Genomic DNA, 14,982 nt, shown 5'->3' with positions numbered 1-14,982 from the left:
GAAAGCAAGCGACATATTAAAACTTGTAAAAGAAGATGGACAAACAATGAAAGAGTATCAAGAAACACGAGACTTTTTAGTAGGAAGTATTGTACGGGATATTGAGTTTAAAAAGAAAGAAATGAAATACATCGAGAGAGAATTAAAACAGCTAGTAAATCTACTAGATTATCAATTAGAAACGATGCCGGGAATAGAACTTGTGACGGCATCAGCATTAATAGCTGAGATAGGAGATATAAGACGATTTCTAAATGCCAATAAATTAGCAAGATTTGCGGGGATTGCGCCTGTTTACTTTGGTTCTGGTGGAAAAGGTAAGACACATAAAAGCAAACAAGGAAACAGGGCGCTACACGCTCTATTTTATAATTTAGCAGTACAGCAAGTGCAAGTAGCAAAAGGAAGTAAGATGCCACGAAATCCAGTGTTTCATGCATACTATCAAAAGAAGCTTAAAGAAGGAAAAACAAAAGGACAAGCATTGGTATGTATTATGAGAAGGCTTGTAAACATTGTATATGGCATGATGAAATATAAAACAGCTTATGAATTGCCGATAGTGGAAGAAAAAGAAGTAGTTTAATAAGGGTTTACATGGTTAGCTTTTTTATTGTGAGAGTTTAAGATTACAACATAGGTACGGGTGATCTAGGAATATCTAAAATAACTCAAAATTCGCCTAAAAATGTTATTTTTGGTGAATTGGATAACCTGGATCGACCAACTGGAGTAACAGCTACAATTACACAGGACATGATTGGTACTGGTAGTAAAGCTAGCCAATCAATTAAACCTCCTGGTTTCTTAGGTGGTGGACCAGGGAGTCCAGGTCATGCCCGAGGGCATTTATTAGGTAACCAGTTAGGTGGCTCTGGAAAAGATGCTCGGAATTTAGTCACACTTTATCAAACACCTGTAAATTCACCTATTATGAGAGATTTTGAGAGTTCTGTCCGAGCAGCTGTTGAAAAAGGTGAAGTTGTAAGATACCAATCAATTCCGATATATGAGGGCAATAATTTAATGCCTAAAGGTGTTACGTTAAAAGCAAGGGGAACAAATGATTTTTCTTTAGATGTTACAATAATAAATAAAAAATAGGAGTCGATTTATTTGGATAAGTTAATTAAAATACTCCCTCCTCCAGAATTTCCACAAAAAACTGGGGATAAAGAACAATGGGGAGAATTTTTCGGCGCTCTTGGTACGGAATTGCCTACAGACTATGTAAAATTTATTGAAATTTATGGCACAGGCGGTATTGACAATTTTTTGTGGATATTAACACCTTTTGTAAACGATGAAAATGTAAATTATCTTGGTAGGCAGAAGGAAATGAAAGATTCATATATTCAATCTAAGAAAAATTTTCCGCAATATTACAAACATGATGTTTACCCTTCAAGTGGGGGGATACTTCCATGGGCATACACTGATAATGGTGATGAATTGTACTGGTTAACAGATGGAAAACCTGATGAATGGAAAATTGTAGTATACGAATCGAGATCACCAGAGAATTATACTTACTCACTTACGATGGTAGAATTTTTATATCAAATAATAATGAAAGAATTAATATGCAATGCATTTCCTGATGATTTTCCAAGTGATGAAACTACATTTGTTTCAGTAAATGTTGAGTAGTTATTTAACCTTGATTGGCTATGTGCCTTTCAAGGTTTTTTAGTAAACTAAAAGGTTTTATTCTTTGAGAAATTTCACGTGTGAATCAAAAAAATATGATAGTAAATTGATATTCAAATATAGCGACAAACCTTACAGGAAAATAGTTATCTGTTAAAAGAAATCACAATTCATAAGTGTTGATTTCTTTTTATGGATTTGAATAACAAATATTATATCTCTCCTTGGATCAAGGCAAATAGCTACCACAATATTAGGCGATAAGGCACTAAATAAAAATAGGCCATATCGCAAAAGGAGCAAAAGCATCAAGTGGAGTAAGTACAATTGCTAATGCAGTAACACTAGCAAAAGAATTGAAGCCAATGCTTGAAATGTTACAATCATTTAAGAGGGATGCGTCCTATGCATTCTCTAGTGTTGGTGGAACTATTGTAACCAAAATACCTCAAGGTGAATTGATAGAAGCTTATTATAAGTTTGCGAAGTCAAAAGATGGTGCTAAGGGTACGGGTGATACTAGATTTACTTATAAGAATAATCCTATGGATAATCCAAAGGTGGCAAAAGATATACATGAAAATCCCGATGCAGTTTATGGGTTTTCTCCAAATCCAAAATCGGAGAGTATAGGTGGATTTGCTGATGCACTAGACTGGACAAATCCAGAACAAGTGGCTCAGGCAACTGTAAGAAGGCAGAGTTATCATGATAAAAATGATAATATTATAGAACTAGTTAATAAAATGAAGAATGAGGGAAATTCAATTGAAGAAATTGCAAGAGCGGTAAATAATCAAAGAAATCAGAATCAATTAAATGATTATATAGATGATCCAAAAGGGCTAGAGCGTGTAATGGCTAGAAATGAGGTTAAATATGGTAATCCACATGGTCCAACGGCAGATTCTTCATTTAATAAGTATGGTTCATGGGAAAAAGTGATCGAAAAGTCAATGAGTGCAAACCCAGGAATGGATGCATGTTGTGGTTTATATGATAAATATTATCATTTATATAGAATCGGGAGTAAGTAATAATTTATTGTATGGTTAAAAATGATAATCTAGTAATTTATACTACTTGGGAAGGTGTGCAAGAATGAATGACACTAAAATAAATATTATTTATGAAGACTTTGATAAAGATAACATAATTATTTTTTTTGAAAAAAAAGGAAGAAACATGTGCCTTACTTTTGGATTATATGAGTTTGAAAATGAGATGGAGTATTGGGATATGCCAACTAAATTAAAAAAATATAATGGAAAAATGGGATTTATTTTTGATAAAAATATTAATAGAATTGATTTAGAAATGGAAGTAGCTCGATTTATAAAACATAATGATTTAAATAAACTAGATTTTTAATGTGTTTTCAGGAGAAAATAAGGTAACTATTCAGCTGCCAAATTGATTTAGTTATTTAATATTTTTATTTATATCCGAAAATAATTATACAAATCGGGATGTCTGTTTGATGAAGCGTAATAGATATGATGTTTTATTTTTAGGGAAAAGAGAATCTGAGATTACAACTCATAGTGATTAGTTGATAAATATAAATACCTGGAATGGGCATAAAACTAACGAACTCGTACAAACTCGTAAGGTTTAACGTAGTAATTGTCATAACATACAAAAGGTGTCATGACAACTACTACAAAACTTACAAATTTAATACTACTTAAAAACATATGAACTTAAAGCACTTGATTGTCTATGAAAGACAACAAGTGCTTTTTATTTTAAGATTACAACATAGGGTACGGGTGAAACTGTAAAAACAAAATTACATGTGAGTGAAAAATCTTTGGATCATGCAAACATTGGTGACTTTACTAGAAACCCTAAAACCGGAGAGATTTCAAAAATGAAGGGTGGTGGGCATGGTCAAGCATGGTTTCCTGAAAATTGGTCTAAGGAAGATATAAGGGAAGCTGGAGAATATGTGACAAATATGCCTGAATACAAGGATATTGCGGATGGTGTAACGATATTTGGCGATTATAATGGCGTTAGGATAGGGATAATCAAAACTAATGGAGAGATAGGAACTATTTTTCCTGATAATATGTTACTACCATAATTTTTACAGGGAGGTTTTAATTAATGTTTGAGGAAAAAGTAAGGATTGTCTTAGGGTCGCGAGCATTACTTGATGATAATGATCCAAGAATTGAGCAGAAATGGGAAGAACTTATAGCCTTACTGAGTGAAAGCGAAAACTTAACTTTGAATTTTTTACAAATATGTACAAAAAAGGAGCTCTTATTATTAAGTGAGGTTTTCGAAGAAGTTGCTTATAATTTGCAAAGTAAAAAGTATATTGAAATACTATACTCGTTAGATCAAAGATATCCAGACCTAAATTTAAAAAAACATATACAAATTGCTGAGAGCTACATGGACTAAAATTAGGTGATTAATATCATTGAATTCCACAACTCATAAGAAAAACAGTGTAGGAGATAAGAAAGTGTATACAGTTGAATTAATCATAATAAGCGGATTTGACTGTAGTTATACTACATTGTTTATTGGTGGATAGTATAAATTAATTTCCTTTTAGCCAATAAAATACAAAGGTGAGATTATTATGAATGTTTTAGAAGGATTTTTGCAGGCAGAAATTAATACACAGGAATGATATGAAGATATAATATCTTTTATAACTTCATATCATATCAGATGTGGTGAATTTGAAGGAAATGAATATATAATAAAAAAATGGATTAAATCAATTTTATTTTATTTCCGGAATATATAGATGCAGATGGTGAAAGAGAAATACACGGAGCGGTATCAGTTTATAGAAACAATTTAATCAAAGAGATTAATGACTGTGCTCAGGTTAAAGGAATACAAGTAATTGATGTAAATTAGTAGTTACTAAGAAATGATTACAGTTCGAAAACGTAGTCTCATTGAAAAGAGTAACCTTCTATAGTAAACTTTCATGAGTGTACCCCATAGGGGGAATTTCCGAATAAAACTATTTAACTAATTAAAAGACAGAAAAAATAATAAGGTGTTTGAAAATATATACTCCATGATGGTTGTACTATCATGGAGTACTGTGTGCAATGATAAAATAGAAAAAGAAGTACGAGCATAAGCGAGATGACATTTTATTGGGCGATGAATATAAACACATGGAATGATACTGAACTAACGAACTCGTAAGTTTTAAGGTAGTGGTTTCCATGGCATGTAAAGGTATCATAATATTGCTACAAAACTTACAAATTTATGCTACTTAAAAACAGATGAACTTAAAGCACTTGTCGCCTATGGGCAACAAGTGCTTTTATTTTAAGATTACGAGGTACGGGTAATGGTTTACCTTCGTATGAAAAGAAGTCCGTACCTATAGGAACATACAAAGAAGTACATGGATTTCCAGTTAAAGTATAGCCGGGTGCTCAAGAGAAACATATTCCTAATACGCCAAATTTCAAACAAGAATTAGCAAATGGAAAAAATAAGAGCATTTTCTATGGTGATAATAAAATAGCACAAGAATTACTTGATAAGTTTGCAGGAAAAGGAACCACTGTTACCAAAAATAAAGAAAGAGTGGACTTTGGTAAACCAATAGGTAAATACTATGACACTGTGACCGGACAATATATAGAGATTAATAGAGGAATGATACATTATGGGAAAGATGGTGCCCATATAGTACCAGCAAAACCATCAGAATAAAATTAAGAAAGAGGATGTCTATGGAAGCAGATTCTTTATTTAAAACATTAACAGAGCATGAAGGGGTAGAAGTTATATTAGAGTGGAGCAGTGGGTTAAGAATTGTAGGTAAAACAGACACATTTTATGAGACAGACAATGGATTAGATGATGATAACCCCGCATACGTAGAATATTATGCAACTGTATTTCAAGTAAATCATATTTTATCTCATCCTGCTAATAGCAAAGGCAGTGTATATAATTGGTTGAAACAAGGAAAAAGTTCATTGGTTGAAATTTCTCTCTTTGATGATCCACCTAGTTCAGTATTTTTAACTGACGGCAAAAGAGTATGGGAAAGAGAAGTATGTAAATAATAGGTGGTATTTAAACTGAGACCTTGATTGGCATATATGCTTTTCAAGGTTTTTCTATGTTTTTAAAACCTGTAAAGGGTGTTCATCAGTGGTACGAAATTGGTTACAAGAAAAAGAGACGGATGAGAGTATGAGTGTACTTAGGATATCTAATAAGAAATCAATGCCGGATTTGTGAAAAAACAATGAGAAGAACTCAGGGGATTATAGAAGTACAAGCTCGCAAACCAAGATGAAACAAATTACTTTGCAAAAACAACAAATGAACTTACAAGAACAGGAAGACAATAGATCATGGCATGAAAAAACAGCTCTTTATGCTCAATCATTTTTGCATGGAGTTATCGTATTTTTTCAAGGTGCTGGTGATGCAGCACTAGAAAACTTTCTTGGACTACAGCCACATGAGGATGATAAATTAGAAAGTAAGACAACTTACCAAGCTGGAATGTTGGCTGGAAATGTTATATCAATAGCCGGTTCCATTGTAGAAATGTTTGAAGCTATTTCGCTCATAGGCGGATCTAATTTCTTAACTATTGTGGCAGAAGTAGGAACTGGTGGGTTAGCATCACCAATTGTTATTCCATTAGATATAGCAGCAACAGCTACTAGGGCTAGTCTTTTTGCACATGGTGGATTTGTATGGGATAAATCGATTCAAAATACTAAGGATACTCTTCAAAAATTCGAGTCTCCATCTCCTCATGGACATGTAAGTAAAGTTAAGGGAACAAGTAATACTACTACGGTTAATGTTAGCAGAAAAGGGGCGTTAAATAAGGCAAAATCTGAGGCCGGTATTCCAAAGGTACAACACCCAGAGAAAATTGAGCGTGTACCAATGCGAACTGCGGATCATGAAGGTGGTCATGTAATTAAAGATAGTAATGGTAAGGTAATTTACACACGAAGGAATATCATTTTACTAATAAATATGGAAAAAAATAATAATTCAGGATCATAGTGCAGGCTACTCTAAAGGTGGACAGGGACCGCATTTCAATGTGAGACCTGCAGATAAACCGCGAACCGGGAAATTTGAAAGCACACAAGAGCATTATCCATTTAATAAATAACATAGAGGTGATTATATGTGGTACATTAATTTAGAAGGAAGTAGATTTATATCAAATTTATATAACGAAGCTCCTTCATTGTCAGATGTACGTATTGTGGCAGTTAAAATTGAAGATGAAGGTAAAAAAATTTCTGTAAATTTTAATATACCTAAATTCGCAGATAACCCTCCAAAAAAATGGAAAGATTTAAACTATAATACCGTATTTGTCCAACTAGATTTTTTTGATATACAGGAATTAACATTAAAATCTTCTAATAATAAGTATAGAGGAGATATTAATATTGAATTAGACAAAGATGGGAAATTTAACATTAATATATTAGGTTCTGTATGTATGAATCTTAAAGCTGACTATGGTATCATACAATCTGTTAGTGGCTATATTGATACCATGGAATAGTTAGCTTTAATTGGATCAACGTTTTTCAAGATTTTTAGTAGATAAGTATAGTAACTTAAATAGAAGCGATAAGCAAACTGTAAAGAATATATTATACAAAAGAGCATCCTTTAAGTGGATGCTCTTTTGTAACTCTTACTTTACATACACATAGGCTTCAATTGCAGTTATATAGTATGCTTTTCAATGTCAAAAAACATTAGAAAAAGCAGGACAATATTATTAAATAGCTGGGTCCATTGTAGAAATGTTTGAAGCTATTTCACTCATAGGCGGATATAATTTCTTAACTATTGTGGCAGAAGTAGGAACTGGTGGGTTAGCATCACCAATTGTTATTCCATTAGATATAGCAGCAACAGCTGCTGGGGCTAGTCTTTTTGCACATGGTGGATTTGTATGGGATAAATCGATTCAAAATACTAAGGATACTATTCAAAAAATCCAGTCTTCTGGTGGAGGTAAGGGTGCGAGTAATCGAATACCTTCTTATGGAAAAGATTCAGTACCTAAAGGTCCATACCGTGAAGTAAATGGTTATCCAATAAAAGTGAAAGCAGGAGCTCAAGAGAAGCATATTCCCGATACACCGAACTATAAACAAGAATTAGCAAATGGAAAAAATAAGAGCATTTTCTATGGCGATAATAAAATAGCACAAGAATTGGTTGATAAGTTCGCCGGGAAAGGTCAACTACTACCAAACGGTAAAAAAGAAAGAGTAGACTTTGGTAAAACAATTGGAAAATACTATGATCGTGATACTGGTGAATACCTTGAAACTACTAGAGGAATGATTCATTATGGAAAAGACGGAGCACATATAGTGCCTTCAGAACCACTAAAGAAGTAATAAGAGGGGGATATACATGAAATATGATCCTTTAATAAAAACGTTAAAAGAGTATAAAGATAGAGACTTGATAATAGAGTGGGAAAGTGGATTGAAAATTATTGGTGAACCAGACACGCTTTTTGAAACAGACAATGGGTTAGATGACGATGATGTGAATTATACCGAATACTATGCCGTTACATTTCAAGTGAATGATATTTTAGCGCATCCTACTAGGGAAGAAAATAGTTTATATAATTGGTTAATACAAAAGAAAGGCTCGTTAGTTGAAATTTCTCTCTATGATGATCCACCAATTGCAGTATTTTTAACTGACGGAAAAAGAGTATGGGAAAGAGAAATATGTAAATAATAGGTGGTATTTAAAATGAGACCTTGATTGGCATATATACCAATCAAGGTTTTTTCTATGTTTTTACACCTGTAAAGGGTGTTCATCGATGGTATAAAATTGGCTATAAGAAAAAGAGACGGATGAGAGTATGAGTGTACTTAGGATATCTAATAAGAAATCTCAATGCCGATTTTGTGAAAAAACAATGAGAAGAACTTAGGGGATTATAGAAGAAACAACCCGAAAAAATGATCTGTCAATTAAAGATATAGAAACAAATAACATAATTGAGGAGAAATCTCCGGTTAGAAATGCTTGGGACGATGTGGCAGACAGTATAGTTGCTGCAGCTAGAGAGGTTGGAATAGAAGTTCAAGCAACTATTAGAAACTATAGCGATCCTCTCCCAACAGATATGGTTACTAGATTTACAACTCCTAAAGGTACGCCTAAGATATGGGGGGAAGCTTTAGATTTAAGAATACAAAAACAAAAAGCAAGTTTTAGAAATAATAATCCAATGGGTTCTTTTGAGTTAGAAAAAATGAAATAGAAAGAAGTGCTATAGCTATGGAACAGTATTACGTTGATAAAGATATATATGTATATCCTGAACCTTACCAAAAATTAGTGGAATTGAATTTAGTTGATTTTGATGTATGGTATTTAATTAAATCTGAACAGGCTACTAGAAGGTATCATGATTTAAAGGAAAGATATCCAAAAAGAAATTTAATTCCTTTTGCTAGAAGAGATGACAACGATGACATTGCGTGTTTTGAGATCGGCAAAGGAAGTAAAGTTCAACTTATTCATGATTTTGCTTCTGAAGGTTTTGAACAAAGAAAAGAATTTGATGACTTTTGGGATTGGGTTGAATGTGCTATGAAAGAAATGATAGATTACAATCGGAGTAAAGAAATTGAATAATCAAAAAATATTTAAAAATTTAAGTAAAGAAGTATCTTATGCTTTACGTCATGCTCCATGGGAATACGAATTGGAGTTAGATGAGAATGGGTGGGTGTCTGTTGAGCAACTTTTACACGCACTTCACCAATCCATTGAATGGAGAGATGTGAAGATAGAAGATTTAAAAATAATGATTGAGAAATCTGAGAAAAAAAGGCATGAGCTAAAAGAAAATAAAATTCGTGCCTTGTATGGACATTCTATTCCCATGAAAATAGTAAAGGAAGAAGGAGTTCCACCTGAATTTCTTTATCATGGTACATCTCCGCGCTTTTTAAATTCTATTGAATCAAATGGGCTATCACCTATGTCTAGACAATATGTTCATCTTTCTGAAGATATTATAACTGCTGAATTAGTGGGGAAAAGAAAAGATAAGCATCCTATTATTTTAGAAGTTAATACTGAAAAAGCTAGAGAAGAAGGCGTTAAATTTTATTTAGGAAATGAAAAAGTTTGGTTAGCAGATGAGATTCCTAGTGAATTTATCGCAATTAAAATGAAACTATAATAAATACTGCAACTTCCCCTAAAAAGGGTGGGGAGACTGTTGTAGGTCATGCTTTACAAAAACATGCAGGAAGAAATCCAGATATTTTGGGGAAAGTTAAAGGTGGACCTGACCAAATAAATCAAACTGCATTGAAACACCGTAAAGAAATAATGGATGAACCAGGAGGATTTATAAAAATTAAAAGTCCTAAAGGAATAGAATTTTTGGAGGAAAAACTACCAGATGGACGTGGAGTTCGATTGAACCTTGATGGAACTTTTAAAGGGTTTATTGATCAGTGAAAGAGGGGGAGTGTAAGTGGAAAATTTAGAGATTATATTAAGTGATTTTAATAAGAGAAGTATTGATAAGTTAATTTACGACGAACTTAAATTAACTACATTAAAACTTAAATCATCACATTTTTATGATAATATTTTAGAAAAAGATTTGGATTTTTCTCAAGTGAAAAAAATGGAAGAGATTTTAACACCAAAAGGCACAGGAAATGTATGTTTAGAAGAATTACAACTTGGCATTTCATTAAAAAATGTAGTAATAGTATTTTCATTTGATGAACAAGATGGTGATATCGTATTTAATTTTCCTGAAAATGAAATATTAAAGGATGAGAGAAATGATAATAAGTTAAGGTTAAAAAAGTTAGTGCATTATCTAGTTAATTTGAAAAAAGAGTATGATATCCAAAAAGTAACAATTGGTTATGAACCTGCAACTGATGAGGATACTTTGCTAATAGTAATGATAAAGTAAAGAATTATGACAAAAAAATAGAGGGAATATTTTCTTAATTTATGAGCCTTAAGGTATATGCCTTGAGGTTTTTTTAGTAACTTTGAATAAACATTTTTTATTCAAAGTAAATATATATATTATTTTTGTATAAATTAGAAAATGAATGTTCAACTGTATTGCAAGAAAATAAACTTGATAGTAGTGGAAATGTGAAAACATATAGGATATATGAAATGGGAGACATTATTAGAGATTGGCGATAATTTAGAAGCTAGGAGGAATCAAATGATGAATTTAAGAAAATAGGAAGTAGTATTTTAAAATTATTAGATAGTAACGGAATAAAGAATCTTAATAAAGAAACATTGAGTATTGAAGTGAAGGATGTTTCGTTGGAGTTAAAGGAAACAGGTGTTACTATATATAAATTGTCTATTTGAATATGAGTATTAAAAAAGAGGCATTAATAATTGTGCAGAACTTAAAGGGATACAAATAATAGAGGTAGATTAGTAGTTATTAAGAAGTGATTACAGTTCGAAAATGTAGCCTCATTGAAAAGAGAGGCCCTCTTTAGTAAACGGTTATAACTTACCCTATGGGATGAATTTCCCCTGTGGGGTGGCTTGTGGAAGTTTAAGAAGGTGAAGGCAAGGGAGCCAGTGGAGCTAGGAACATTGGAAAAAATGATAAACTAGTAAGTCATGGATATGTTGATGCTGGCGTTTCAGGAGCTCCAAAAGTTGATGCAGGTAAACAGGGTAAACATGTTCCTGGTCATGGGAATAATGTCTCAACCAAATCGCAGTGGGAGCAGGGAAAAATGGAGAAACAAGGGGAAAGGTTCATATGGATGGTAAAGGAAATATACATGGATATCCTGTACAATAAAGGAGAATAATTATGAGTGATGAAATACTAAAAGTTGTTAATAAGTTATATAAGCGAGGGGATTTCCAATATGTTTTGAAAAAATTTGTTGATAAACATTTTTGGGATAGAGAAATTAATAAAATACCCAATATAAACGTTGATAATATTACTGATTTTAGTTATTCAACATGTTTTTCTTACATTCTTCTACCACTAGATGTGAAATTTCGTTTTGGTAGTGTAGAATTCAGCGAATATGTTCGGAAGCAATCAGAAATTAATTGCGTAATGCTAATGATTTCGGCAATTGCGCCATATGCAGTTGTTAAATATTTAAGATATAGGTACAATAATGGCACAATCGATCTAGTTGAAGAGTCCTCGCCATACAATGATGAATCTAAGAAAATAGGAAGTAGTATTTTAAAATTATTAGATAGTAACGGAATAAAGAATCTTGATAAAGAAACGTTAAGTATTGAAGTGGAGGATGTTTCGTTAGAGTTAAAGGAAACAGGTGTTACTATATATAATTGTTTATTTGAAGATGAGTATTAAAAAGAAGCATTAATGATTGTGCAGAAACCAAAGAAGGGATACAAATAATAGAGGTAGATTAGTAGTTATTAAGAAGTGATTACAGTTCGAAAATGTAGCCTCATTGAAAAGAGAGGCCCTCGTTAGTAAACGGTTATAATACCCTATGGGTGAATTTTCCCTGTGGGGTTTAAGAGGGTGGAGTAAGGGAGCCAGCGTTGCCGAGGATATTAAGATACAATATTTATAGGAGGATAAAATGAATAGTAATTATGAATTTATTGAAGATAAAGAGAAAAATGATGAATTGATGTCAATATATTTTAACTTTATAAACGGTAAGTACTTGGAAAGAGCTTTGAGTTTTTTGTAAAAAAGGAGGGGTTTGGACAAGAAATAGTATTCGTTCATTTTCAATCTGATTTAGATGAATTTGATATGTCACAGCTACCTACACCTTTAGATGATAAACATGTGTTAGTTGAATTAGATTCTCCAGCTGTTGAGTCTGAACAACAATTGTATTTGGACTTTGAAACTTTTTATAATTATTTGGAAGAACATGTGAAAAAGGAAGTGGAAAAAAATCCAGAAAGAAATGGATTAATAGACTTATTAGTGCAAGTTAAGCGCAGCTTAAATTTGTAATAGCTTATAGCTATTTTGCTAAATTCTGAGGGCAGAAAAGAACTTTTTCAAAAATATGTTTTCATTGGTATTGTAGTATATTTCAATAAGGCAGATTGTCTGGTATTGAATTAGTAAAGAGGAAGTTATAGATGAAGAAGAGTCAACAAAAGAGACCTCATATTTGAGGTCTCTTTTGTTGAGTGTATTGAAAAAATCCCCAATTAAACATTAGCATGAGATAACAACTATAAGGGTATGGATAAAACACTATCTAAAAAGAAATCAATACCCGATTTTGTGAAAAAACAATGGGAAGCAGGGAATAGATTTAATAAGGAAAAGCGCTCTCGATATCCTTATAATGAAGTAGAGTTAGAGAAAAAGGAAATCAATAGGAAGAAATATGTTGTGGATTCTTATATTCCGGGTGAAGAAATTGTCTCGAGGAAATTTATCCAATTGGCTGAAGTAAAAGAAAAGACGGCATTAAGTTATTTAAGTGAGTTTACTAAAAAGTATTCTTCCGGTTCAGAAATTTCTTCAGGTAAATTTAATCCTAATGCTTTAAAAGGTGGTCGACTAGATGGAGAATTAATTTTGGAAGTCCCTGTACAAACAAAACCAGTTCCACAAAAAATTATTGAAGAGGCGAATGAGAAAGGGATTATTATTCGTGATATTAATGGGAAGGTGTATAATTAATGGAAATTTATTATTGTGATAAGTGGTCTAATATAAAGAAGAAGCCTTGGAATATTATTGATGAGAATGCAGCCAAGATACTTCATGGAAATCGACATTCTTATACTGCTGTTCTCAATGATGGAGAGCAGCCAAAGTATTTAGTAAATGTCACTGATAAATGGGTATCGGTAAGTTTTTTGGATGATTTTCTTCGTAAATATTTACACTACGATTTTATTGTTAAAGAAGATAATAGAGTATTCCTAAGGACAATAATGTATTGGGAATATGACGGGGATACACAGTTAAAAAGTATGATTTTGGGGTATCAAGAAAATGGTCATATTGCTATGGAACAAAAAGATTCTAAAACTGGTGAAGTAGAAGAACGAGAGATAAAAGATGATGTATCTAGAAATTGGGATATATTCCCCGAGTTTGGCCAATACCTATATTTGTGCAAAGAGGAGAGGTAACTCTTTTGAATATAAACATGAAACTAATGAACTCGTGATTTTTGAGCCTCAAGGTAATTACCTTAAGGTTTTTTTATTGCTCTCAAATAAATATTTCCTTTATTCGAAATCTATAGATATGTTATTATTTTTGTATAAATTGGAAATTAGAAAGTGAATGTTAAACTGTACTGCAAGATAATAAACTTGATAGTAGTGGAAATGTGAAAACATTTAGGATAGATGTAAAGGGAGACATAATTGGAGAATGGCCATAATTTAGAAGCTAGGAGGAATCAAATAGAATGAGAGATCAATTATGTATAGAAGAAAAATGTAAAAGGGGAATAGAGTATCATAAAGAGTTTATTGAAGAAAATAGAGAAGAGATTAAAAGTTTAGAAGAAGATGAAAAAAATGATATTCAAAGATATTCTAAAGATAATAAGAGTATTATAGAAGGGACCTATCTAGCCAATTTTAGATATGAGATGGAGGATATTAGGGCAAAGTATTCTTTAGGGGAAGACATTAGTGTAATAGAAGAAGATTTTCATAATGCAATTTATGATTTAGAGAATACAGGGAGTAGGGAAATTGGATATTTAAGTCTAATTTGGATGATTTCCTTAGGAATTCTATTAGAAACGGATAAAAAGAATATAGAAAGATTAAAAAAGATAGTTGATAAAAAAAATATGAACGACGCAGTAATTAATTTTCTCTTATGCGCTAGTGATATCGGATACACAAACATGACGAACAGATATTATAAAGAAAATCCATATGCAAATACGAGAGAGATGATAGAATTTGCACAAACAGATAAAAAAGAAGCGTCTAAAAGATTGAAAACGTATATGGAGAAAGAATGGTTTAGAGGCCATTATGATTATGAATGGAAAAATGCGCATAAAGAACCTGGATATGTAGGGTACTGGAGCTTTGAGACAGCTGCACTAGTAAAGATACTCGAACTTGATGATACAAGTTTAAAAGATAATAATCACTATCCATATGATTTGGCACATTATAAAAATGAAATGAAATTTAAACATATAGACCTAAGTGAATATCACTATGAAGATGAGACAGAAGAAATCGAGGATATAGTAGAAGGAATTGAAAATAATCCTGCATTGGAAAATATTATTCCTCCAAAATGGCATTCATTGGTCAATGAATTGATCC

The 14,982-nt window shown here is 32.2% G+C and carries 20 protein-coding genes and 4 pseudogenes; all 24 read left to right on the top strand.

Features of this window, described 5'->3' with window-relative positions:
* Positions 1 to 586 (top strand): transposase (locus ACXY7N_RS30010; RefSeq protein WP_488592847.1); only part of this gene is annotated, 586 nt, incomplete at its 5' end.
* Positions 587 to 705: 119 nt separating this feature from the next.
* Positions 706 to 1,104, top strand: coding sequence for a DNA/RNA non-specific endonuclease (locus ACXY7N_RS30005; RefSeq protein WP_223261018.1), 399 nt, complete (start codon positions 706 to 708; stop codon positions 1,102 to 1,104).
* A gap of 12 nt (positions 1,105 to 1,116) precedes the next feature.
* Entirely contained in the window at positions 1,117 to 1,650 is a 534-nt protein-coding gene (locus tag ACXY7N_RS30000) for an SMI1/KNR4 family protein (RefSeq protein ID WP_088083908.1), read from the top strand.
* A 365-nt stretch (positions 1,651 to 2,015) separates the two neighbouring features.
* Positions 2,016 to 2,687: a hypothetical protein gene (locus ACXY7N_RS29995; RefSeq protein ID WP_488592846.1), complete on the top strand. Its 672-nt coding sequence runs from the start codon at positions 2,016 to 2,018 to the stop codon at positions 2,685 to 2,687.
* Positions 2,688 to 2,751: 64 nt separating this feature from the next.
* Positions 2,752 to 3,021 (top strand): hypothetical protein, encoded by a 270-nt coding sequence (locus ACXY7N_RS29990; protein WP_001000170.1) that lies wholly within the window; start codon positions 2,752 to 2,754, stop codon positions 3,019 to 3,021.
* Between the two features lie 442 nt (positions 3,022 to 3,463).
* Positions 3,464 to 3,739 (top strand): EndoU domain-containing protein, encoded by a 276-nt coding sequence (locus tag ACXY7N_RS29985; RefSeq protein WP_064057051.1) that lies wholly within the window; start codon positions 3,464 to 3,466, stop codon positions 3,737 to 3,739.
* 23 nt (positions 3,740 to 3,762) lie between these two features.
* Positions 3,763 to 4,065 carry a hypothetical protein gene (locus tag ACXY7N_RS29980; RefSeq protein ID WP_064057052.1) on the top strand — a complete coding sequence of 101 codons (303 nt, stop codon included), beginning with the start codon at positions 3,763 to 3,765 and terminating at the stop codon, positions 4,063 to 4,065.
* Between the two features lie 909 nt (positions 4,066 to 4,974).
* Positions 4,975 to 5,358, top strand: a pseudogene (locus tag ACXY7N_RS29975) (polymorphic toxin type 50 domain-containing protein); the annotation flags it as partial.
* A 20-nt stretch (positions 5,359 to 5,378) separates the two neighbouring features.
* Positions 5,379 to 5,717: a hypothetical protein gene (locus ACXY7N_RS29970; RefSeq protein WP_116349107.1), complete on the top strand. Its 339-nt coding sequence runs from the start codon at positions 5,379 to 5,381 to the stop codon at positions 5,715 to 5,717.
* A 232-nt stretch (positions 5,718 to 5,949) separates the two neighbouring features.
* The gene (locus ACXY7N_RS29965) at positions 5,950 to 6,684 is read left to right on the top strand and encodes a hypothetical protein (protein ID WP_404977437.1); all 735 of its coding nucleotides are present in this window, start codon (positions 5,950 to 5,952) and stop codon (positions 6,682 to 6,684) included.
* On the top strand, positions 6,653 to 6,796 hold the full coding sequence (locus ACXY7N_RS29960; RefSeq protein ID WP_088083917.1) for an HNH/endonuclease VII fold putative polymorphic toxin: 144 nt from the start codon (positions 6,653 to 6,655) through the stop codon (positions 6,794 to 6,796). Before ACXY7N_RS29965 ends, ACXY7N_RS29960 begins: the two co-directional genes overlap by 32 nt.
* A 15-nt stretch (positions 6,797 to 6,811) precedes the next feature.
* Positions 6,812 to 7,201, top strand: a complete 390-nt coding sequence (locus ACXY7N_RS29955; RefSeq protein WP_088083906.1) for an Imm50 family immunity protein — start codon at positions 6,812 to 6,814, stop codon at positions 7,199 to 7,201.
* 481 nt (positions 7,202 to 7,682) lie between these two features.
* Positions 7,683 to 8,054, top strand: a pseudogene (locus ACXY7N_RS29950) (polymorphic toxin type 50 domain-containing protein); the annotation flags it as partial.
* 16 nt (positions 8,055 to 8,070) lie between these two features.
* Positions 8,071 to 8,409 carry a hypothetical protein gene (locus tag ACXY7N_RS29945; RefSeq protein WP_000872895.1) on the top strand — a complete coding sequence of 113 codons (339 nt, stop codon included), beginning with the start codon at positions 8,071 to 8,073 and terminating at the stop codon, positions 8,407 to 8,409.
* Positions 8,410 to 8,611: 202 nt separating this feature from the next.
* Positions 8,612 to 8,944 (top strand): annotated as a pseudogene (locus tag ACXY7N_RS29940) (hypothetical protein); the annotation flags it as partial.
* A 17-nt stretch (positions 8,945 to 8,961) separates the two neighbouring features.
* Positions 8,962 to 9,321, top strand: coding sequence for a hypothetical protein (locus ACXY7N_RS29935; protein ID WP_488592845.1), 360 nt, complete (start codon positions 8,962 to 8,964; stop codon positions 9,319 to 9,321).
* Positions 9,314 to 9,874, top strand: a complete 561-nt coding sequence (locus ACXY7N_RS29930; protein WP_088083903.1) for an RNA 2'-phosphotransferase — start codon at positions 9,314 to 9,316, stop codon at positions 9,872 to 9,874. Before ACXY7N_RS29935 ends, ACXY7N_RS29930 begins: the two co-directional genes overlap by 8 nt.
* Positions 9,871 to 10,158, top strand: coding sequence for a hypothetical protein (locus ACXY7N_RS29925; protein ID WP_488592848.1), 288 nt, complete (start codon positions 9,871 to 9,873; stop codon positions 10,156 to 10,158). The genes ACXY7N_RS29930 and ACXY7N_RS29925 overlap by 4 nt, the downstream gene beginning before the upstream one ends.
* A 16-nt stretch (positions 10,159 to 10,174) precedes the next feature.
* Positions 10,175 to 10,630 carry a hypothetical protein gene (locus ACXY7N_RS29920; RefSeq protein ID WP_488592844.1) on the top strand — a complete coding sequence of 152 codons (456 nt, stop codon included), beginning with the start codon at positions 10,175 to 10,177 and terminating at the stop codon, positions 10,628 to 10,630.
* Between the two features lie 885 nt (positions 10,631 to 11,515).
* Positions 11,516 to 12,043, top strand: a complete 528-nt coding sequence (locus ACXY7N_RS29915) for a hypothetical protein (RefSeq protein WP_098486823.1) — start codon at positions 11,516 to 11,518, stop codon at positions 12,041 to 12,043.
* A gap of 238 nt (positions 12,044 to 12,281) precedes the next feature.
* Positions 12,282 to 12,670: pseudogene (cdiI, locus tag ACXY7N_RS29910) on the top strand (ribonuclease toxin immunity protein CdiI).
* 237 nt (positions 12,671 to 12,907) lie between these two features.
* Positions 12,908 to 13,354, top strand: a complete 447-nt coding sequence (locus tag ACXY7N_RS29905) for a hypothetical protein (RefSeq protein WP_000361832.1) — start codon at positions 12,908 to 12,910, stop codon at positions 13,352 to 13,354.
* Complete coding sequence (locus ACXY7N_RS29900) at positions 13,354 to 13,812, top strand: hypothetical protein (RefSeq protein WP_016087349.1); 459 nt, start codon at positions 13,354 to 13,356, stop codon at positions 13,810 to 13,812. Before ACXY7N_RS29905 ends, ACXY7N_RS29900 begins: the two co-directional genes overlap by 1 nt.
* Before the next feature lie 284 nt (positions 13,813 to 14,096).
* On the top strand, positions 14,097 to 14,982 hold an 886-nt coding region (locus tag ACXY7N_RS29895; RefSeq protein ID WP_488592843.1), incomplete at its 3' end, for a PoNi-like cognate immunity protein.

It is taken from the genome of Bacillus sp. 5w2 (assembly GCF_054353775.1).
Note: the sequence above shows the minus strand (reverse complement) of the source record. Positions and strands in the feature narration are given on the sequence as shown.